General features: G+C 72.1%; 17 protein-coding genes. 13 read left to right on the top strand and 4 right to left on the bottom strand.

Annotated features, from left to right (window positions below; all coding sequences use genetic code 11):
• Positions 1–51: 51 nt before the first annotated feature.
• Entirely contained in the window at positions 52–1,650 is a 1,599-nt protein-coding gene (locus tag G443_RS20325; RefSeq protein WP_026419103.1) for a carboxyl transferase domain-containing protein, read from the bottom strand.
• A 126-nt stretch (positions 1,651–1,776) separates the two neighbouring features.
• On the opposite strand from G443_RS20325, the gene G443_RS20320 reads away from it, so the two are divergent.
• The 5 genes from G443_RS20320 (at position 1,777) to cutA (ending at position 6,083) form a co-directional block, all read left to right on the top strand.
• Positions 1,777–2,409 carry an SACE_7040 family transcriptional regulator gene (locus G443_RS20320; RefSeq protein WP_245588827.1) on the top strand — a complete coding sequence of 211 codons (633 nt, stop codon included), beginning with the start codon at positions 1,777–1,779 and terminating at the stop codon, positions 2,407–2,409.
• 343 nt (positions 2,410–2,752) lie between these two features.
• Complete coding sequence (locus G443_RS20315) at positions 2,753–4,357, top strand: hypothetical protein (protein ID WP_155886151.1); 1,605 nt, start codon at positions 2,753–2,755, stop codon at positions 4,355–4,357.
• Between the two features lie 286 nt (positions 4,358–4,643).
• Positions 4,644–4,922: a hypothetical protein gene (locus G443_RS20310; RefSeq protein WP_026419106.1), complete on the top strand. Its 279-nt coding sequence runs from the start codon at positions 4,644–4,646 to the stop codon at positions 4,920–4,922.
• Positions 4,923–5,206: 284 nt separating this feature from the next.
• Entirely contained in the window at positions 5,207–5,539 is a 333-nt protein-coding gene (locus G443_RS20305) for a hypothetical protein (RefSeq protein WP_026419107.1), read from the top strand.
• Between the two features lie 232 nt (positions 5,540–5,771).
• Positions 5,772–6,083 carry a divalent-cation tolerance protein CutA gene (gene cutA, locus G443_RS20300; RefSeq protein ID WP_245588828.1) on the top strand — a complete coding sequence of 104 codons (312 nt, stop codon included), beginning with the start codon at positions 5,772–5,774 and terminating at the stop codon, positions 6,081–6,083.
• 309 nt (positions 6,084–6,392) lie between these two features.
• Here the strand turns inward: cutA and G443_RS20295 are convergent, their stop codons facing one another.
• Positions 6,393–7,607 (bottom strand): acetyl-CoA C-acetyltransferase, encoded by a 1,215-nt coding sequence (locus G443_RS20295; RefSeq protein ID WP_026419110.1) that lies wholly within the window; start codon positions 7,605–7,607, stop codon positions 6,393–6,395.
• A 151-nt stretch (positions 7,608–7,758) separates the two neighbouring features.
• Between G443_RS20295 and G443_RS20290 the strand changes: the two genes are divergently transcribed.
• On the top strand, positions 7,759–8,700 hold the full coding sequence (locus tag G443_RS20290) for an SGNH/GDSL hydrolase family protein (protein WP_026419111.1): 942 nt from the start codon (positions 7,759–7,761) through the stop codon (positions 8,698–8,700).
• 221 nt (positions 8,701–8,921) lie between these two features.
• Complete coding sequence (locus G443_RS20285) at positions 8,922–9,347, top strand: SSI family serine proteinase inhibitor (protein WP_026419112.1); 426 nt, start codon at positions 8,922–8,924, stop codon at positions 9,345–9,347.
• 181 nt (positions 9,348–9,528) lie between these two features.
• Here the strand turns inward: G443_RS20285 and G443_RS20280 are convergent, their stop codons facing one another.
• Complete coding sequence (locus G443_RS20280) at positions 9,529–10,707, bottom strand: MFS transporter (protein ID WP_026419113.1); 1,179 nt, start codon at positions 10,705–10,707, stop codon at positions 9,529–9,531.
• 222 nt (positions 10,708–10,929) lie between these two features.
• Between G443_RS20280 and ald the strand changes: the two genes are divergently transcribed.
• From ald to G443_RS20265, 3 genes are all read left to right on the top strand, one after another.
• Positions 10,930–12,048, top strand: coding sequence for an alanine dehydrogenase (gene ald / locus G443_RS20275; protein WP_026419114.1), 1,119 nt, complete (start codon positions 10,930–10,932; stop codon positions 12,046–12,048).
• A 428-nt stretch (positions 12,049–12,476) separates the two neighbouring features.
• Positions 12,477–12,629: a hypothetical protein gene (locus G443_RS20270; protein WP_245588829.1), complete on the top strand. Its 153-nt coding sequence runs from the start codon at positions 12,477–12,479 to the stop codon at positions 12,627–12,629.
• Positions 12,616–13,269, top strand: coding sequence for a hypothetical protein (locus G443_RS20265; protein WP_211237540.1), 654 nt, complete (start codon positions 12,616–12,618; stop codon positions 13,267–13,269). The genes G443_RS20270 and G443_RS20265 overlap by 14 nt, the downstream gene beginning before the upstream one ends.
• Positions 13,270–13,513: 244 nt before the next feature.
• On the opposite strand, the gene G443_RS20260 is transcribed toward G443_RS20265, so the two are convergent.
• Positions 13,514–13,657, bottom strand: a complete 144-nt coding sequence (locus G443_RS20260; RefSeq protein ID WP_155886152.1) for a hypothetical protein — start codon at positions 13,655–13,657, stop codon at positions 13,514–13,516.
• On the opposite strand from G443_RS20260, the gene G443_RS20255 reads away from it, so the two are divergent.
• The 3 genes from G443_RS20255 to G443_RS20245 all read left to right on the top strand — a co-directional run bounded on the left by G443_RS20255 (position 13,652) and on the right by G443_RS20245 (position 19,852).
• Positions 13,652–14,887: an ATP-binding cassette domain-containing protein gene (locus tag G443_RS20255; protein WP_026419115.1), complete on the top strand. Its 1,236-nt coding sequence runs from the start codon at positions 13,652–13,654 to the stop codon at positions 14,885–14,887. The two genes, G443_RS20260 and G443_RS20255, sit on opposite strands and share 6 nt — an antisense overlap.
• On the top strand, positions 14,887–15,738 hold the full coding sequence (locus tag G443_RS20250; protein WP_026419116.1) for an ABC transporter permease: 852 nt from the start codon (positions 14,887–14,889) through the stop codon (positions 15,736–15,738). The genes G443_RS20255 and G443_RS20250 overlap by 1 nt, the downstream gene beginning before the upstream one ends.
• 397 nt (positions 15,739–16,135) lie before the next feature.
• Positions 16,136–19,852 (top strand): ABC transporter ATP-binding protein, encoded by a 3,717-nt coding sequence (locus G443_RS20245; RefSeq protein ID WP_051314020.1) that lies wholly within the window; start codon positions 16,136–16,138, stop codon positions 19,850–19,852.
• Positions 19,853–19,926: the final 74 nt, after the last annotated feature.

The raw sequence follows: 19,926 nt of genomic DNA, 5'->3' as shown, positions 1-19,926 counted from the left end.
CACAACGGCGGCCCCGGCACTCGCCAGGAACCGGTGGCGCCGGCCGGCCGGTCACATCCGGAAGACGCCGTAGCTCACCGGCGCCAGCGGCGCGTTCGCGGCGGCCGACAGCCCGAGTGCCAAGGCGGTCCTGGTGTCGGCCGGGTCGATCACCCCGTCGTCCCACAACCGCGCCGTGGAGTAGTAGGGGCTGCCCTGCTCCTCGTACTGCGCCCGGATCGGCGCGCGGAAAGCCTCCTCGTCGGCCGAGGACCACTCCTGACCCCGGGACTCGAGCTGGTCGCGGCGAACCGTGGCGAGCACGGAGGCGGCCTGCTCACCGCCCATCACCGAGATCCGCGCGTTGGGCCACATCCAGAGGAAGCGGGGGGAGTAGGCGCGCCCGCACATGCTGTAGTTCCCGGCGCCGAACGAACCACCGATGACGACGGTGAGCTTCGGGACCCGGGCACAGGCCACGGCGGTGACCATCTTGGCACCGTGCTTGGCGATGCCACCGGCCTCGTACTCGCGGCCCACCATGAAGCCGCTGATGTTCTGGAGGAAGACCAGGGGGATCCCCCGCCGGTCGCAGAGCTGGACGAAGTGGGCGCCCTTGAGCGCGGACTCCGAGAACAGCACCCCGTTGTTGGCGATGATGCCGACCGGGTGCCCGTGCAGCCGGGCGAAGCCGGTGACCAGGGTTGGTCCGTAGTCCGCCTTGAACTCGGCGAACTCGCTGCGGTCGACCAGCCGGGCGATGACCTCCCGGACGTCGTAGGGGACACGCGGGTCGACCGGGACCATGCCGTAGAGGTCGTCCGGGTCCACGGCCGGCGGTTCGGGCGGCCGGGTGTCCCACGGTGGCGGCGACGCCGGACCGAGGGTGTCCACCACGCCCCGCAGCAACCGCAGCGCGTGGGCGTCGTCCACCGCGAGGTGGTCGGTGACCCCGGAGACCCGGGCGTGCAGGTCGCCGCCGCCGAGGTCCTCGGCGCTGACCTCCTCGCCGGTGGCCGCCTTCACCAGGGGCGGCCCCCCGAGGAAGATCGTGCCCTGGTTCCGAACGATGACGGTCTGGTCGCTCATCGCCGGTACGTACGCCCCGCCCGCGGTGCAGGAACCCATGACCGCGGACAGCTGCGGGATGCCCAGCGCGGACATGGTCGCCTGGTTGTAGAAGATCCGCCCGAAGTGCTCGCGGTCGGGGAACACCTCGTCCTGGGCGGGCAGGAACGCGCCACCGGAGTCCACGAGGTAGAGGCAGGGCAGGTGGTTGTGCAGCGCGACCTCCTGCGCCCGGAGGTGCTTCTTCACCGACATCGGGTAGTAGGTGCCGCCCTTGACCGTCGCGTCGTTGGCGACGATCACGCAGTCGCGGCCCGAGACCCGCCCCACACCGGTGATGACCCCGGCCGCCGGCGCCGCGCCCTCGTACAACCCGTGGGCCGCCAGCGGTGACAGTTCGAGGAACGGCGAACCCGGGTCCAGCAGTGCGTTCACCCGCTCACGTGGCAGGAGCTTGCCCCGGGCCAGGTGGCGTTCCCGCGCGCTCTCCGGGCCGCCGAGGGCCGCGGCGGCCCGCCGGTCGTCGAGTTCGGCGACCAGGGCGAGGTGCGCGTCCCTGTTGCGCCGGTAGGACGCGGCGGCGCGGTCGCAGGTGCTGCGCAGGACGTCGATGTCCGTCACTCCCAGCCTCCCGATCCTCGACGGGGGACCGCCGACGACGTTAATGAGCGTTAACCCGGGCTCCCGCGAATGTTAATGCTCGTTAACACCCTCGTCTACCCTGGGCGGGTGGACCACGACGACTCCGAGGCGGAACGCCGGACACCGCCGCCGGCACGCCGTGCGAGCAGCCGCCGCGAGGCCATCCTGGCGGCCGCGGCCCCGCTCTTCGCCGAACGCGGGTTCCTCGGGGTCTCCATGGAGGACCTCGGCAAGGCGGTCGGGGTGTCAGGCCCCGCCCTCTACCGGCACTTCCGCAACAAGGAGTCGGTCCTGAGCGAGATGCTGCTCGACATCAGCCACCGGCTGCTCGACGAGGGGCGCCGCCGGGTCGCGGGCGCCACCTCACCCCAGGACGCCCTCACCACGCTGCTCACCTGGCACGTGGAGTTCGCCCTGGCCCAACCCGCCCTGATCCGGGTCCACGACCGCGAACTCCACAGCGTCCCCGCCGCCGACCGCCGCCGGATCCGGGCGGCGCAACGCCGCTACGTGGAGGAGTGGGTCGACGTCCTGACCCGGCTCGCCCCCGGGGCGCCCTCCGAACGGCTCCGCGCCGCCACCCACGCGGTCTTCGGGCTGCTCAACTCCACTCCGCACAGCGCGAACGGCGTCGACACGACCACGATGGCCCTCCTGCTGCGCCGCATGGCCGAGGCGGCACTCGCCGAGGCCATCGCCACCGGCGGGGAAGCATCCTGACAGCTGGATCCGCACACCGCTCCAGCCCCGGTCACCCGGTTCCGCCGGAGGGCGGGACGCCTCGGCGCGTCGCGCCCCCGCCACGCCCAGCTCGTTAACTAGAACAGGTCATTTTCCTCGCTCGAACGAGGGTTTTCTCCGCATCGAACTTCAACGGCCCCGGGAACGACGTCGATCATGCTCGGGTGCGGTGGCGGCCCGCACGAGGTGAGTGCCCCACTCAAACCGTTGCCGACCAAGGAGCGCGCTGGCGCCGCGACCACCGCAGAGCGCCGGCAGTCGGTCCGTCCGGTCCGGGCCCCACCACCCCAGCACTCGCGACGACACCGAGGAGAAACCCCCCTTGTCTTCCAGGACCTCGCGCACTCTGAAGGCCGCGGTGATGGCGGCCGGCCTCGCCGCGGCGGGCGCCGGCACCGGAGCCGCCGCCGCGGCCGAGCACACCGACGGGACGACGGACCTTCCCTACGTCCCCAAGGAGCTCGGCGTGGAGGTGCCGCTGAACACCTGCGGCCCGCTCGTCTACCACCCCTTCGGCACCGAGGTCGTTCCCTGCCTCGACACCGAGGCCAAGCTCAGCGTGCCCAACGTCCTCACGGCGCCGGGCCACGCCGTCGAGGCGATCGCGCACGGCCTCGCGCGGGACGCCCAGTCCCCCCAGTCCCCGCTCGAGCCAGGGGCCACCTCGGCGTTCACCACGGCGATCGGCGAGCAGCTCAACGAACTCTCCGGCCTGACCCGCACCAGGCCGGACATCGAGGTCGGTGTCGCCCCGCAGAACATCGGCCTGCTGGAGGACACCAAGTCCGAGAAGCTCGTCCACGCCCACGTGTGGGAGCGCCCCGAGGTGCACTCGGGTTTCTCCGCCGTGGACACGGCGGTCGAGGTGACGGCTGTCGAGGGCTACAACCTCGACCCCGAGCTGAACCTGAACCCGGTCACCCAGCAGGTGGGGCAGGCCACCCAGCAGCTCCAGGTCCACCGCCTCCTCTCCACCCCACCGGTGCGGGAGCTGCCGGTGGTGGGCCCCGCCGCGGACCGGGTCGTCTCGGGTGGCGGCGAGACGCTGCGCAGCACGGCCTCCGGGCTGGGCGAGACCGCTGGCCAGGCCCGGCGGAACCTGTCCGAGCTGGACGCGGCCGGGACCCTGGGGGAGACGGCGGGAGCGCTGCGCGGAGTAGCGGACGCGGCCGGAGCCCACGTGAGCGGAACGGCGCCCGCCGCGAGGGGCCTCGTCGACCGCCTTCCGGGCGCCGACCGCTTCGACGTGCCGCAGGACGGCCTCGCCGGGCTGGCCTCGGCCGCTCGCCAGGAGCAGACGCCAGGCGAGGCCGACGAGCCGTCCACCCCCATGACCAGCACCGTCACCACCCTGTCCGACAACCTCTCCGGGGTTCTCGACCTCCTCCCCGGCCAGGAGGAGGCCCCAGGTGACGGCGGGACGCAGGCCGGCGGCGACACGAACGCCCGCATCCTGCCGGACCTGAGGCTGCCCGACCTCGGACTGCCCAGGTTGCCCGGTCAGACGCCAGCCGCCACCGCGGACCAGCAGGTCTCCGAGATCCCGCACTCCGTGGTGGAGAACGGAACGGCCGCCACCGGCCGCCTGCTCTCCGGGGTCGACCTGCCGGAACTCGCCTCCAGCCTCCCCGTGGGCGAGGCCGCGACGACGGAGCGGCTGCTGCCCGACCGCACCCTCCCGACGCTGCCCCTCCGGACCGAGCGGTCGCCCGAGACGCCGCAGACCCTGCCAGCACCGGCGGACCAGCCCCAGGCGGCGGCCGGGGGCGCCGAGGCCGCGCAGGACCCGGCCGAGCGGCCGCAGGTGCTGCCCGCCGCGGCGGACACGCAGCACAACGAGTCCTCCGGGGTGCTCGGCACCGCCCAGAACGTCCTGTCCCACGCGGCCGGATTCGCTCCGATGACGGGAACGCTGCCGCTCGACTGAATCACACGCGGAAACCACCGGGCGAAGGGCGAATAGGCCCTTCGCCCGGTTGGTGCTGCCCGCACCACATTCCCGGGTACGCCTTTTACCAAGCACCTCCCAGCCGGGAGGCCACCGTGGGAAAAATACCAAGATTCACTCTTTCAGGTACAGAACCCACAATTCTGCCGGACGGGGATGAATTACCGGTCGAAGTTGGGGCAGAATCCCCCCAGCGCCTCAGCGGGAGCCCTCCCCAGAGACGCTGCCAGACACTCACACGTAATTCCTGAAGGAAGGCACACCAGTGCGTACCTCGACTCGTATTGCAGGCGCCACCGCGGCGGCAACGCTCGGTGCTCTCGCCTTCAGCGCCCCCGCGTTCGCGGACGCCGCGGGCAACGACGGCATCAACGCCGTCAACGACAACAACATCAGCGCCGTGCCGATCCAGGCCTGCGGAAACAACATCGCCGCCGTGATCGGCGTCATCGTCCCGCTGGTCTCCCCGCAGATCAGCGACTGCACCAACGCCCCGATCCTCGACCACAACAAGGTCGAGGTCGAGGTCGAGCACGGCAAGTGACACAACCCGGCCGAGGCGAGACGCCCCGGATCAGCTGACTCAGCCGGCTGACCGACAACGCCGTCTTCCGTAAGGCCCCGGTGGGAGCTTTCCGCCGGAAATGCGCGTCACCGTTACTGCGCTTCCGACGAAAGAAACGCTGCCGCCACCCCAAAGCAACTCCTGTCGTGCGCGGCCGGCCGTCAATCACACGGCCGGCCGCGCACCGGGAGCTCCCGGCTCTCGCCCACTCCGGCGGCGACGGTCGACACCAAGCACGTTTCACCAGATCGAAAGGCCCACCAATGCGCACCTCCGCTCGTCTCGCCGGCGGCCTCGCCGGTGCCGCCCTCGGCGTCATGACGCTGGGTGCCACCGCGTTCGCGGACTCCGCGGACAACGACGGCATCAACCTGATCAACGACAACAACATCAGCGCCGTGCCGGTGCAGCTGTGCGGCAACAACGTGGCCGCCGTGATCGGCGTGATCGTGCCGATCGCGTCCCCGCAGCTCAGCGACTGCACCAACGCGCCGATCCTCGACCACAACAAGGTCGAGCTCGAGTTCGAGCACGAAGGCCACGAGGGCAAGGGCACCCCGCACGGCGGGCACGGCTCGCACCACGCCGGCTTCTGATCGGCACTGCCCACGGCAGGACACCCGGAAGGGCGTCGGTCCGCTCGGACCGGCGCCCTTCCGCACGTCCACGCCCGGGTGTCGCGGATTGCCGGGTGCGCGGGGGAGCCCCACCATGAGGCCCTGACAGTTCGCGTCCACCCGAACGGAGCAGCGCGTGTCGATTCCCGAACCACTACAGCCGGGGGCGGCCGTCCCGAACGATCCGGCTCTGCCCTCCGCTTACTGCCAGGTGACCACCACGACCGACTCCGAGGACACCGCGCTCCGGCTCGCCAGGGACATCGTCGAGACGGGCCTGGGCGCGAGCGCCCAGGTGCTGGGTCCGATCAGCAGCGTGTACCGCTGGGCGGGCCTGATCCAGGTCACGCAGGAGTGGCAGTGCGTCGTGAAGACCGTGATGTCCCGGTTGACCGACCTCACCGACCACATCGAGGCGATCCATGACCGGGAGGTCCCCGAGGTGGTGGCGACGCCGATCATCGGTGGCAACGAGGACTACCTGAACTGGGTGAGCGCGCAGGCCGCCCCCGAGGACCTCTGAGCTCCCGGACCCGGTGTTGGTGCTGAGGGCCCCCGTCACGCCGGACCGCCGCTGACGTCGCCGCCGAGGGACGACGTGCCAGTTCCTCCGTCGGCGGGGCCACCCATCCGCCAGGCGGCGACCCGGGCCCCGGCGGACACGAGGTCCCCTCGGGCCTGCCTCCACTCCCGCGCCGCGGCTCCCACCGCACCGCCATCGACCTTCGGGGGCCGTCGAGACGCCGAGGATGTCCCGGGGAGGCGAACGGGATCCCCGCCACGGGCTGGGCGACCATGACGGCAGGCGTCCGACCGGCGACGGCGGGCTTCCTCAGACCCGTTCGACCACCGTGGCGATGCCCATCCCCCCGCCCGCGCACAGCGTGACGAGCCCGTACCGCAGCCGCCGCCGCTCCAACTCGTCGAGGACCGTTCCCAGGAGCATCGCCCCGGTCGCGCCCAACGGGTGGCCGAGCGCGATCGCGCCTCCGACCACGTTCACCCGCTCCGGGGAAAGGCCGTAGTCCCTCGTGAACTTCATGGGCACCGCGGCGAATGCCTCGTTGATCTCCACCAGATCGATGTCGGAGATCGTGAGCCCCGCCCGGTCCAGCGCCCGGTCGACGGCGGGGCCCGGGCCGGTCAGCATGATCGTGGGATCGGCCCCGCTGACCCCGGCCGCGAGGATCCGGGCCCTCGGCCGCAGGCCGATCCGTTCGCCCACCTCCTCGTTCCCGACGAGGACGAGCGCAGCACCGTCGACGATCCCCGAGGAGTTCCCGGCCGTGTGCACGTGGTGGACCTCGGACAGCGAGTCGTAACGGCCCAGGGCGACCGCGTCGAAACCGCCGTCGCGTCCCACTTCGGCGAAGGCGGGGGCCAGTTCTCCCAGCGCCTCCACGGTCGTTCCCTCCCGGGGGTGCTCGTCCTGGTCGAGCAGGACCCGGCCGTCACGGTCCCGCACCGGAACGAGCGAGCGGTCGAACAACCCCGCGGCCCGGGCCTCGGCGGCCCGGCGCTGCGACTCGGCGGCGTACCCGTCGACCGCGGCGCGGTCGAAACCCTCGATCGTGGCGATGAGATCCGCGCCGATGCCCTGGGGCACGAACGCCGTGCGCCGCATGGTCTCGGGGTCGTTGGCCCACGGACCGCCGTCAGAACCCAGCGGGACACGGGACATCGACTCCACCCCGCCGGCCAGCACCAGTCCCTCCCAGCCGGAGCGGACCTTCTGGGCGGCGACGTTGACCGCCTCCAGGCCCGAGGCGCAGAAGCGGTTCAGCTGCACTCCGGCCGTGGTCTCGGGGAGGCCCGCGAGGAGGGCGGCGGTCTTGGCGATGTCGCCCCCCTGGTCCCCTACCGGGGTGACCACTCCGAGGACCAGGTCCTCGACCAACGCGGGGTCCAGGCCGGGTGCCCGCCGGCGCAACTCCTCGACGAGCCCCACCACCAACTCGACCGGGGGAACACCGTGCAGGGCTCCCGTCCGCTTGCCCCGACCGCGCGGGGTCCGCACCGCCTCGTAGACGAACGCCTCGGCCGTCATGTCACCGCCTCCGCTCCCTGGACGCTCCCTGGCCTCCACAAGCTACCGTTCAGTAGCCATCTCGGGCGAGTGTTCCGGCTGATCGTTGACACCACCCCACCCGAAGGTCACGATCACAAGGACATTCCTCCTTTCAGGCAAGGAAGTCGCGATGACCCGTTTCTTCCGCTCACCGCCGCGCGGAGTACGCACCCCACTCGCGGTCGCACTCTCCATCCTGTTCTCCGGTGTTCTCCTCGCCCCGGCCGCGTCGGCCGAAACGCCCGACCTCGTGCGGGACGACCGATCCCACCACCACTACGTCGCACTCGGCGATTCCTTCACCGCCGGTCCCCTGATCCCCTATCCACAGCTCAACCCGCTCGGCTGTTTCCGGTCCACCAGGAACTACCCGGCGGTGCTCCGGGCGTCCCTCGACGTGAACTCCTTCACCGACGCCAGCTGCAGTGGCGCGACCACCGTGGACCTGCACGAGCCCCAGAACGTCCTCGCTGGACGCAACGCTCCCCAGCTCGACGCGTTGCGGCCGGACACCGACCTGGTCACGCTGCAGATCGGTGGCAACGACATCGGCTTCAGCGACATCGTCCTGACCTGCGCGACGCGGAGCGTCACCGCGCCCACCGGGAACCCGTGCGAACGCCACTACACCGGCGGGGGCGGGAACGAGCTGCTGGACCGCATCGAGGACACCGCGCCGCTGATCGACCGGGCACTGGACGAGATCACGCACCGGTCCCCGTCGGCGACGGTGCTGGTCGTCGGGTACCAGACGATCGTGCCCGCCACTGGTGGCTGCTTCCCCCGGGTACCGATCGCGCGGGGCGACACGGCCTTCCTCGACGGCGTGCACCAGGCACTCAACGCCATGCTCGCCTCGGCCGCCGACCGGGCTGGCGCGGTCTTCGTCGACACCTACGGCGCCTCGCAGGGCCACGACTGGTGCCAGCCGAAGGGCGTGAAGTGGGTGGAGGGCGTCCTCCCCACGAGTCCGGCCTTCCCCGTACACCCCAACGAACTCGGAATGGCGGCCGTCGCCGACATGATCGAGGCGGAACTGTCCACCCGGACCACCATTCCCGCGCTGGACTGAATCACGTCGCGGTGGCGGCAGTCGCCCACATTCGCGCCGACTGCCGTCACTCTGCGCCCCGATACACGAACGAGTTAAACCCGAACGAGTAGTTACTCCGTGGTTGCCTCGCGGCCGGATCGGCGAACAGGTAGACCCGATTTGCCCCCGCCGGCACGAAACCCGCCGCCATCCACTGGCGGGCACGACAACGCCCTCACCACACACGGAGGACTACCGACATGGCTCTGCACCACCTGGTCGTCAGCTCGCTCCTCGCGGGCAGCGCCCTTCTCGGCGGCGCGGCTCCCGCCGCCGGCAGCGAGCCGGCGGCCTCGCGGCCGGCCTCGACCGTGTTGACCCTGAACGTGCGTCCGGTCACCCCGGCGAAGGCCGACGAGTCCCCCCTGGGCAGGACCGTCCTGCTCACCTGCGACCCCGACGGGGGCGACCACCCGAACGCGGAGGCGGCCTGCGCCGAGCTCCGGGACTCCGGGGGTGACCTCGAGGCGATCCGAGGCGACGGCAACGCCTTGTGCACGATGATCTACCAGCCCGTCGCCGTCTCCGCGCGGGGGACGGTGGCGGGGGTGCCGGTGGACTACGAGACCGAGTGGTCGAACTCCTGCACGATGGCCGCCGGCACCGGCGCCCTGTTCCAGTTCTGAGCCGAGCTCCGAGCGCGCCGGTCGACATCCCGTCGGCCGGCGCGTTCGTGCCAGCGGCCGCGAGGACCCGCTCCCCGCGATGCCGCACGGCCCGGCGCCGGGCCTGCCCTGGCGCGGGAAGCCGGCCGCCGCGCACCCACCTCGGTGAACAGCCCGGCCCCTCCCGCCCGGGCCCAGGTGCTCAGCGGGCCGCCCGGTCGGGCCAGGCCGCCGGCAGCACGGCGAGCACGAGCAGGGCGACCACCATGAATCCGGCACCGTAGCCGGCCTGTTGGACGACGAGGCCGATGGCGACCGCGCCGAGGCCGGTGCCCGCGTCGAAGCCGATGTTCCACTGCGTGCTCGCCAGCCCGTAGTTCCGCCGCTCGACCCGCTGGAACATGATCACCAGGGTGGCGTTCTGCACGACGCCGAAGCCGAGTCCGAACAGGACCATTCCGGTGAGGAGCACCACCGGCTGGTCCCCGAGCACGACCGCGCCGACGCCCGCACCGGCCGACACCACGGCGGGCACCAACAGCCGTCCGTTGCCGAACCGGTCTCCGAGGAGTCCCGCCGCCCAGCGCCCCCCGGTGGCGAAGGCCTGCTGGGCGAGCAGCGCCGCCGGCACGAGAGCGGCTCCGGCTCCGGTGACCGCCAGGGGGAGGAAGGTCACCACCGTTCCCGAGGCCACCGCGGTCATCGTCAACACCAGGAAGGGGCGACGCAGCGCGCCGGTCCGGAAGGCCCGGAGCAGACCGCCCGCCTCCTGGCCCCGCACCGGGCGGGGCGCGGCCAGGCCGATCGCGGCGAACAGGGAGACGAGCGGCACCAGCCCAGCCGTCAGGAACACCGTCTCGTAGCCGAGGTGCTCGGCCATCCAGACCCCCAGCGGCAGCGCGCCGAGTCCCGCCAGTCCGACGGCGCCGCCGTAGAGGCCGGAGCCCTTGCCCCGCAGCCGTGGTGGCACCAGCTCGGCGACCAGGGCGGCGCAGGCGACCGTCACGATGCCGAAGCCGAGGCCGCGCACGGCTGAGACGGCGAGGACCACATCGATCCGGGAGGACGCGATCAGCAGCAACGCGGGCGCTCCCAGCAGCACGGCACCCGACAACAACAGGGTCCGGTACCCGAACCGGACGAGCAGCCGGGGCATGAAGACCTGCAGTCCGACCGTCGCGAACATGTAGACGCCGGTCGTCGCGCCCGCGAGCGCCTCGGCCGCCCCGTTCGCCGCGGCGAACTGGGGCACCACCGAGAGCAGGAGGTAGAAGCTGGAGAAGACACCGAACGTCGTCGCCAGCAGCAACATCATCTGCCGGCTCCACACGCCGGTGGCCTCGGCTGCGGGTGGCTCGCTCCGCGTCTCCCTGGTGCTCACGTGCCTGACGGTAGCTCGTCCCCTCGTCCGTTCGGCTGGTCCGGGTGGTGTGAGCGCCCCGCGAATGGGTTACTTCGCTTCTAGTCGCACCCGTGTGACCGGCGATACGTTCGACTCACCCGTGCGATGCCGAACACCAACCGGCATCGCGGGACCGACGGCGGGCCGCGGGCAACCGGTCGCCGCCCGCCGACCCGCCGCCATCCGACGGAAGGAAACACCGTGAAGATCGCCGTTCCCCGCGAAGTGAAGAACAACGAGTACCGGGTCGCGCTCACCCCCGCCGGTGTGCTCGAACTCACCGGGCTGGGTCATGACGTGCTGGTGGAGACCGGGGCCGGGCAGGGCTCCGCGATCAGCGACGCCGAGTACCACTCCGCCGGCGCCAAGATCCTCGACACCGCGGAGGACGTGTGGGCCAGCGGTGACCTGGTCCTCAAGGTCAAGGAACCCGTTCCGTCCGAGTACCCGTTGTTGCGGGCCGGCCAGGTGCTCTTCACCTACCTGCACCTGGCCAGCAGCAGGGAACTCACCTCGGCGATGGTGGACAGCGGTGTGACCGGCATCGCCTACGAGACCGTGCAGGCCCCCGACGGCACGTTGCCGCTGCTCGCGCCCATGTCGGAGGTCGCGGGCCGGCTCGCCCCGATGGTGGCTGTCGGGGCCATGCTGCGGCCCGCCGGCGGCCGGGGCGTACTCCCCAGCGGCGTTCCCGGCGTCCCCCCCGCGAAGGTGACGGTCATCGGCGCCGGTGTCGCCGGGCTGAGCGCGGCCTCCATCGCGCTCGGGATGCAGGCCGACGTCGAGCTGCTCGACACCAGGGTCGACAGGCTGCGCTCGATCGACCGCGAGTTCCGGGGAAGGCTGCGCACGATCACCTCGAACCGGTACACCCTGGAGCGGTCGGTGCTGTCCGCCGACCTCGTCATCGGCGCCGTGCTGGTGCCGGGCGCGAAGGCCCCGAAACTGGTCGACAACGACCTGGTGGCGCGCATGCGGCCGGGTTCGGTGCTGGTGGACATCTCGATCGACCAGGGTGGTTGTTTCGCTGACTCCCGCCCGACGACGCACGACGAGCCGACCTTCCGGGTGCACGACTCGGTCTTCTACTGCGTGGCCAACATGCCGGGCGCGGTTCCTCACACGTCCACCCACGCGCTGACGAACGTGACGCTGCCGCACGTGCTGGCACTGGCGGAGCACGGCTGGCGGGGGGCGGCGCGGCGGGACCCCGACCTGGCGCACGGGCTGAGCACCCACGAGGGGGCGTTGACGAACCGGCCGGTCGCTGAGGCGCACGGGATGGAGTGGGTCGAGCCGGAGCGCCTGTTGGGCGGGTGACGGAAGGGCGGGGCGCCGAGGCGGCGCCGTACCGGCATCACGCTTGGCACGAGGTCGCGACGCATCGCGGCACAGGGGCGGCCCGCTCAACCGGCCTGGGGGTCACCGGGAGCGGGCCGCCACCGTCAAGTCTAGTCGCTCGGTACGGCTTGTGTTGACCAGGTCGTGGTGTATCCGGAGAAGATCACCCGACTACCAACCTTTAGCCCATCCGAGAGCGCCCGATCGAGTGAACCTCCACCGGAAGACTGAATCATTTTCATCTCGTGGCCGATGACTGCTCAGTGAACGCCTCGGTCGACCCGACAGCTCACCCGTCGCACACCGCGCGGCCCATCCGTCACGGGCGGACGGACGAGGCCGGGCGGCCGCCGGGGGGACGACGTTGGCTGATCGCCTGCCACGACCCCTTCGGCCGGGACCGATCGGTGACCGTGCTGGTCGACGACCAGGACGTACTCCTGGTCGCACCCCCCGGGGCGAGCGCGGTGCTGTCCACCCAGCAGACGCGCTCCCTACGGCGGTCGCTGGACCGCGCCGCCGTCACCACGAGGGACCACGACGGAGATGAACGTGACTGAGAAGGCGCTGCGCCAGGCGGTGATGGAACGCTTGGCGATGCTCGACCGCGCCGCCGAGCATGACGACGAGAACACCCTGCTGCCGCTGGCCCGAGCGGAACTGCGACGCCTGGCCGACGGCTGGCGACTCCTGCTCACCGTGCACCAACCGGCCGACGACGGGCGCTGCCGCGCCTGCCCGGGTGGCTGGCGGCGCCGCCGCTGGCCCTGCAAGGTGTGGCTCATGGCCCACCGTCACCTGATCGGGGACGGGGGTGGGCAACGACCGCGCCGGGGCCCCCTCGGTTCCCTCGGGCGAGGGTCGGCCAGGGGAACGCCGCCGCACCGCATGAGCCCGACCCACGAACCCGAACACCCCCTCCCGGTGACCCCAGCCCCCACCACTCCCGGTGGATCCGGGGCACCGGGACCGCCCTGGCCGGACGACGCGCCCTCCCCCACCGCTCCGGCCTGGCCGGCGAGCGACCAGGAAGCCGCCGAAGCCGCCAGTGCCGAGAGCACGTCCACCTCCCCGGGGCAGGGCCACGTGTTCGCCACCCCGGTGGGCGGGCACCTCGAGACCGACAGCACCCGCATCCACCGGGCGAACGTGATGGAGCGCCAGTCGCGGCTGATGCGACGCCTCTCACCGAACGGCTGAGAGCGGCTCGCCATCCCCCGGCACGCGGGACACGTGCCCGAGGGCGGTGGGCGCGAGCCGTGACCTCCGTCGTCACCGGGCTGACGCACGACGCGGTGCGGCCGGGAACGCCGCCGCACACCGCTCCGCCCGGGACGACGAGCCCCGCCTCGGCTGCTCGGGGTGACGGGAACGCCGCCAGGACGGGCCCCGGCGGCGCCCCTCGAGCACCCGCCCGACCGCACCCGCTCGGCACCCGGCGGGTTCACTCCTCGACACCGCCCAGGCACGGTCGGTACTCCCACCGGCCCCCACCCGGCCCGGTACCCACGACCGCCCACCGGGGAACCGCCCCGTACGGCAGGATGAGCGCGTTCAGCCGCGCGGCGACGAGGAGGAATCCGTGCACGACGGCACAGGCCGGATCGTTGTGCAGGGCCTGACGAAACAGTTCGGTCCTGTCACGGCGGTGCAGAACCTCGACTTCACCGTGGAGCCCGGCTCGGTCACCGGGTTCCTTGGCCCCAACGGGTCCGGGAAGACGACCACCCTGCGGATGCTGTTGGGACTGGTGACACCCACCGCGGGCGTCGCCACCATCAACGGGCTCCGCTTCGACGACATCACCAACCCCGCCCGAGTGGTCGGCGCGGTCCTCGAGGCCCAGAGCTTCCACCCCACCCGAAACGCGCGGAACCACCTGCGCTGCTACGCGGCGGCGATCGGGCTGCCCGACTCGGCCGCCGACCGGGCCCTGGACCAGGTGGGGCTCGGAGTCGCGGCCCGGCGCGGCGTCCGGGGGTTCTCCCTCGGCATGCGGCAACGCCTGGCGCTGGCCACCGCGCTGCTCGGTGACCCGCAGGTCCTCGTCCTCGACGAGCCGGCGAACGGTCTCGACCCGGAGGGCATCGCCTGGCTGCGTGGATTCATGCGGTCCTTCGCCGCCGCCGGCAGGACCGTGCTCGTCTCCAGCCACCAACTCCGCGAGGTCGAACAGACCGTCGACAAGCTCATCATCGTCAGCCGCGGTCAGACCGTCTACTACGGCGGCCTCGACGACCTGCGGGCCACCCGTCCCAGCCGCGTGCTGGTCAGGGCGGACGACCCCAACAAGCTGGTGGAGGCGCTTCGGGCCGCCAACCTGACCAACCTGGAGACCACCCCGGACGGGACCCTCGCCGTGATGGGCGGCGCCGATCCGAGGCGGGTCGCCGACATCGCCCGCGACGCCGGGGTGGCCGTCTACGGGATCCAGGAGGACAAGGCGGACCTCGAGGAGATCTTCTTCCAGCTCACCAGCGGCCAGTACGGCGGCGCGCAACAGAACCTCTACACCCAGCAGCCACCAGGACCGGGCCAACCCGGCGGGTTCGGCGGTCCCCCGCCGCCGGCCGGGTACCAGCAGCCCCCGGGCTACCAGCAGCCCCCGGCCGGCTACCAGCCGCCACCCGGGTACCAGCAGCCGCCACCGGGGTACCAGCAGCCACCGGCCGGCTACTCACCACCACCCGGCTACCAGCCACCGGGGTACCAACCGCCCCCCGGCTACCAGTCACCCCCCACCGGTGACCAGGCTCGCCCGGAACAGCAACCGCCCGGCGGGGACCCCTCCGAGGGCAACCAGGGAGGAAACGCCTGATGGGCCGGCTCATCACCTCCGAGTTCCGCAAGATCCTCACGGTGAACCTGTGGTGGGCACTGCTCATTCCCGCCGCGCTGTTCACCTTCTTCCTCGCCTGGTTCGGCGGCGCCGTGGGTTCCTTCGCGGGCAGCGCGGCCGAGTTCGGCGGCGACTCCGTTCCGATCGCCGGGCTGATGTACGCGGCGGGCTTCAACCTGGCCACGGTCTTCGGCGCGATCTTCGGCGGTCTGTCGATGTCCGGTGAACTGCGGCACAAGACCATCACCACCACGTTCCTGACCGCCGACTCCCGGGCCGCCGTGCTCGGGGCGAAGCTCGTCAGCTGTGCCGCGGTCGGCGCGTTCTACGGTGTGGTCTGCGCGATCACGGGTTCCCTCGGCGCCTTCGTCGGTTACGGTGACGGCTTCCCCGCGGTGGGTGACTGGCTGCTGCTGTGCCTGGTCAGCATCGTCCTGATGGTGCTCTGGACGTTGTTGGGCGTGGGTTTCGGCGCGCTCGTCGGCAACCAGGTCGGGGTCGTCCTCATCATCCCGATCTACACGCTCCTCGGTGAGACCATCCTGGTCAGCCTGTTCTCCGAGATGGGTGGGAGCGCGGTCAGCCCGTACCTGCCGAACGGTTCCGGCAGTTTCGCCCTGCTCGGCCTGGCGATGGCCCAGCTGTTCTCCGTGGTCAGCACCCATGCGGGGACCGCGGACATCCCGCCGGAGGTGCGCGGCGACCTGGAAGCGGCCGGCGTCAGCGGGCAGTTCAACGACTGGTGGCTCAGCGGCCTGGCCTTCCTCGGGTGGGCGGCGCTGTTCGTCCTGCTCGGGTGGCTGCTCAACCAGAAGCGCGACGTCACCTGACGAGCGCGAGCCGCCGGCCCCACGACGGGGGCCGGCGGCTCTCCCCGGCTCCCGCCTGGCGGCTCGTCCGCCCCGGCCGACCTGACGGCCCCAGTCCGCGCGGACGTGGGCCCCTGCCACACCTGTCGGCGGCACCCACCCACCCGCCCGCGGGTTCCTCCTGCTGGACCGCCGGGCAGGGGTGCTGGCGCCGCACCGGCCGGTCGGACGTCGACGCCCCTCGGCGCACAGCGGGTGCGCCGCGCTAGGAAAGGCCTAGCCTGACCACGTGCCTGACAGCTCTTCCCCGAGTCCCGACGCCAGACCGGGCTCCAACTCCTCCGGCCCCGGTTCCGCCCGTTCCGCCCCGGAGGACGCCACCGGCCCGGCGCGTTCCACAGACGAGCCCTCCCCCGCCGTGCCGGCGGCCGGCTGGGTGCGGCGTCTCGCCTCGGCGAGCTGGCGCCACCGCGGGACCGTCCTGCTGGCCTTCGGGGCTTCGGTGCTCGGGGTTGGTCTCGAGGCGGCCGCGCCGCTGCTCACCAGGGTCGTCGTGGACCGAGCCGTGGACGGGAGCACCGAGGGGATCGGCCTGCTGGTGGGTCTCCTCTTCGTCCTGGCCCTGGTCCGTTTCGGGATGGCGTTCGTCCGGCGCTACGAGGCGGGACGCCTCTCGGTCGACGTCCAGCACGACCTGCGCCAGGCCGTGTTCGCCGCGGTCAGCCGCTTCGACGGGGGCAAGCAGGACACGATGCGCACCGGCCAGGTCGTGTCCCGCGCGATCAGCGACCTCCAGGTCATCCAGACGCTGCTGGCGATGGCGCCCTTCTCCGCCGGCAGCGCCGTCCTCGCGCTGTTCTCACTGGTCGCCATGTTCTGGCTGTCGGCACCGCTGACGCTGATCGCGTTGGTGGTGCTGCCGCTGGCCGCGCTGACCGCGATGCGCAGCCGGCTCGTCCTCTACCCCGCGACGTGGGCCGCGCAGCAACGGGCGGGCGAGGTGGCCGGTCACGTCGAGGAGGCCGTGACCGGTGTGCGGGTGGTGAAGGGCTTCGGCCAGGAGGAACGGGAGATCGGGCGACTGGAGGACAGCGCGAGGAAGCTGTTCGGCGAGCGGCTGCGGGCGGCGCGCCTCACCGCGTGGCCCAGCTCCCTGCTGGCCGCGCTGCCCGTCGCCGGCCAGGTGGGGGTGCTCGGTCTCGGTGGCTGGTTGGCACTGCGGGGCGAGATCAGCCTCGGCACCTTCCTCGCCTTCGCCACCTACGTCGCCATGCTCGTCGGTCCGGCCCGCATGCTCACCAACATGGTGGTCAGCGCGCAGTTGGCCAGGGCCAGCGCGGAACGGGTCAACGAACTGATCGACTCCCAGCCCGAGGTGCGGGAGGCCGAGGGGGCCGTGGCACTGCCGGAGGGACCGCTGGCCGTGGAGCTGCGCGGCGTCGGGTTCGGCTACGTCCGGCGGGAGCGGGTGCTCGACGACGTGAGCCTGCGGGTGGCACCGGGCGAGACGGTGGCCCTGGTCGGGGCCGCGGGCTCCGGCAAGTCCACGGTCGCCCTGCTGCTCCCCCGCTTCTACGACGTCCACACCGGGTCGGTCCGGGTCGGCGGCCAGGACGCCCCCGTCGACGTCCGTGACCTGCGGCTGGACTCCCTGCGCGGAGCGGTCGGGGTCGCGTTCGAGGAAGCCTTCCTCTTCTCCGACACCGTGCGCGCCAACATCGCCTACGGCCGGCCGGAGGCGACGGAGGAGGAGATCAGGGCGGCGGCCGCGGCGGCGGAGGCCACCGAGTTCATCGACCGGCTCCCCGCCGGGTACGACACGGTGGTCGGCGAACGGGGCATGTCGCTCTCGGGGGGGCAGCGGCAACGGATCGCCCTGGCCAGGGCCCTGCTCACCGACCCGAGGGTCCTGGTGTTGGACGACGCGACGTCGGCCGTGGACCCCGTCACGGAGGCCGCGATCCACGCCACGCTCCGCTCGATCACCCGGGGGCGCACCACCCTGCTCGTGGCGCACCGACGTTCCACGCTCTCCCTCGCGGACCGCATCGCGGTCCTGGACCGGGGCAGGGTCGTCGACGTCGGCACCGAATCCGAACTGAACCAGCGGTGCCCGTTGTTCCGCCGACTCCTCGCCGGCCCTGGCGAGGAGATCGAGGGCGCGGGCGACGACGGGGACGAGCCGGAGGGCGGGCCGGGAACGGTGCCTCGGGGCCGGGACCTGTGGCCGGCGGTCACCGACGAGGACGGGACGACGAGCCGCCCGGCGCTGGAAGCCGACCCGGATCTGGCCGCCCGGGTGGCCGCGCTCCCGCCGGCGAGGGACGTGCCCGACCTCCGGGGTGTGGACGCCAGCGCCCCCGACCCGGAGTTCCGGTTCCGCCGTCAACTCCGCGTCGTCAGGTGGCCGCTGGCACTGGCCGTGGTCGCGGTCGCCCTTGACGCCCTCACCGGGCTCGCGCTCCCCACGCTGGTCCGGCACGGCGTGGACTCGGGCGTCGGGCAGGGTGACGGTGGCGCGCTGCTCGTGGCGACGGCCGCCGGCGCCGCCGTGGTCGTGGTGTCGTTGCTGGCGGTCGCCCTCCAGACCGTGGTGGCCGCCAGGGCCGGGGAGACCCTGCTGTACCTGTTGCGCGTCCGCAGCTTCTCGCACCTCCAACGGCTGGGGCTCGACTTCTACGAACGCGAGCTGGCCGGGCGGATCATGACGCGGATGACCACCGACGTCGACGCGCTGTCCACCTTCCTCCAGACCGGGTTGGCGACCGCGGTGGTGAGCCTGTTCACCCTCATCGGGATCACGGTCGCGCTCCTGCTGACCGACCTGTCGCTCGCCGTGGTCGCGCTGCTGCCCGTCCCGGTGCTGGTCCTGGCGACCCTGGTGTTCCGCCGCCTGTCCTCGGCCGCGTACTCCGAGGCGCGGGAACGGATCAGCGCGGTCAACGCGGACTTCCAGGAGAACCTGTCCGGCGTCCGCGTCGCCCAGTCCTTCACCCGCGAGAAGCGGTCCGCCGCGGTGTTCGCGAGCCGCAGCGACGCCTACCGCAGGTCGCGGTTGCGCGCCCAGCGCTACATCGCCACCTACTTCCCGTTCATCGCGTTGCTCTCCGAGCTCGCCCAGGCCGCGGTCCTCGCCGTGGGCGCCTTCCGCGTCGCCGACGGCGGCCTGTCCCCCGGCGTGCTACTGGCCTTCAGCCTCTACCTGCGGCTCTTCTTCTCGCCCATCCAGCAGTTGTCCACCGTGTTCGACGGGTACCAGCAGGCCAGGGTCGGCCTGCGCCGGATCGGCGGGCTGCTGCGCACCCCGACGTCGATCGTGCCGGCCGCCGAGCCGGTGCCGGTGCGGGGCCGACTGACCGGGCTGGTCGAGTTCAGCGACGTCAGCTTCACCTACCCGGGGGCCTCGACCGCCGCGTTGTCCGAGGTCTCGCTCCGGGTGGCACCCGGCGAGACCGTCGCACTGGTCGGCGCCACCGGTGCCGGCAAGTCGACCCTCGTGAAGCTGCTCGCCCGGTTCTACGAACCGCAGGAGGGGAGCGTGCTGGTCGACGGCGTGGACGTCCGCGACTACGACCTGGCGGGGTTCCGCGGTCGACTCGGCGTGGTGCCCCAGGAGGCGCACCTGTTCTCCGGCGACGTGGCCGACAACATCCGCTACGGACGTCCGACGGCCAGCCGCGCGGAGGTGGAACGCGCGACGGCGGCGGTCGGCGCCACCGCGATGGTGGGCAGCCTGCCCTCGGGGTTCCACCAGCCCGTCGGTGAGCGGGGCAACCAGCTGTCAGCGGGTCAACGGCAACTCGTCGGTCTGGCCAGAACGGAACTGGTCGACCCCGACATCCTGCTGCTCGACGAGGCGACGGCCGCGCTCGATCCGGCCACCGAGGGGGCCGTGCTGGCCGCCAGTGGCCACGTGTCCGCCGGCCGGACCACCTTCGTGGTGGCCCACCGGCTTGGCACCGCGGCCAGAGCGGACCGGATCGTCGTCCTCGACGCCGGCCGCATCGTCGAGGTCGGCCCGCACCAGGAACTGCTGGAGCGCCGCGGCTACTACTACCGACTGTGGTCAGCCACGAGTAACCTGGGTGACAGTATCGATTCAGTGATCGATCAGGAACGCCATCTGGCCGGCTGACCCCGTGGTCTCGTCACAACCGTTCGCCGCGAAGGATTAGCCTAGAAATAGTGTCTGTAACCCCGAGCAGATGG

Origin of the sequence: Actinoalloteichus caeruleus DSM 43889 (assembly GCF_000429185.2) — a bacterium.
Taxonomy (GTDB): Bacteria; Actinomycetota; Actinomycetes; order Mycobacteriales; family Pseudonocardiaceae; genus Actinoalloteichus_B; species Actinoalloteichus_B caeruleus.
This window is presented reverse-complemented; position numbering and strand designations above follow the sequence as displayed.

Coding starts and splice junctions, on each gene's coding strand:
- G443_RS20305 (WP_026419107.1), top strand. CDS start 5,207: ATGCGCACCTCCGCTCGTCTCGCCGGCGGCCTCGCCGGTGCCGCCCTC.
- G443_RS20295 (WP_026419110.1), bottom strand. CDS start 7,607: ATGACGGCCGAGGCGTTCGTCTACGAGGCGGTGCGGACCCCGCGCGGT.
- G443_RS20290 (WP_026419111.1), top strand. CDS start 7,759: ATGACCCGTTTCTTCCGCTCACCGCCGCGCGGAGTACGCACCCCACTC.
- G443_RS20285 (WP_026419112.1), top strand. CDS start 8,922: ATGGCTCTGCACCACCTGGTCGTCAGCTCGCTCCTCGCGGGCAGCGCC.
- G443_RS20265 (WP_211237540.1), top strand. CDS start 12,616: ATGAACGTGACTGAGAAGGCGCTGCGCCAGGCGGTGATGGAACGCTTG.
- G443_RS20250 (WP_026419116.1), top strand. CDS start 14,887: ATGGGCCGGCTCATCACCTCCGAGTTCCGCAAGATCCTCACGGTGAAC.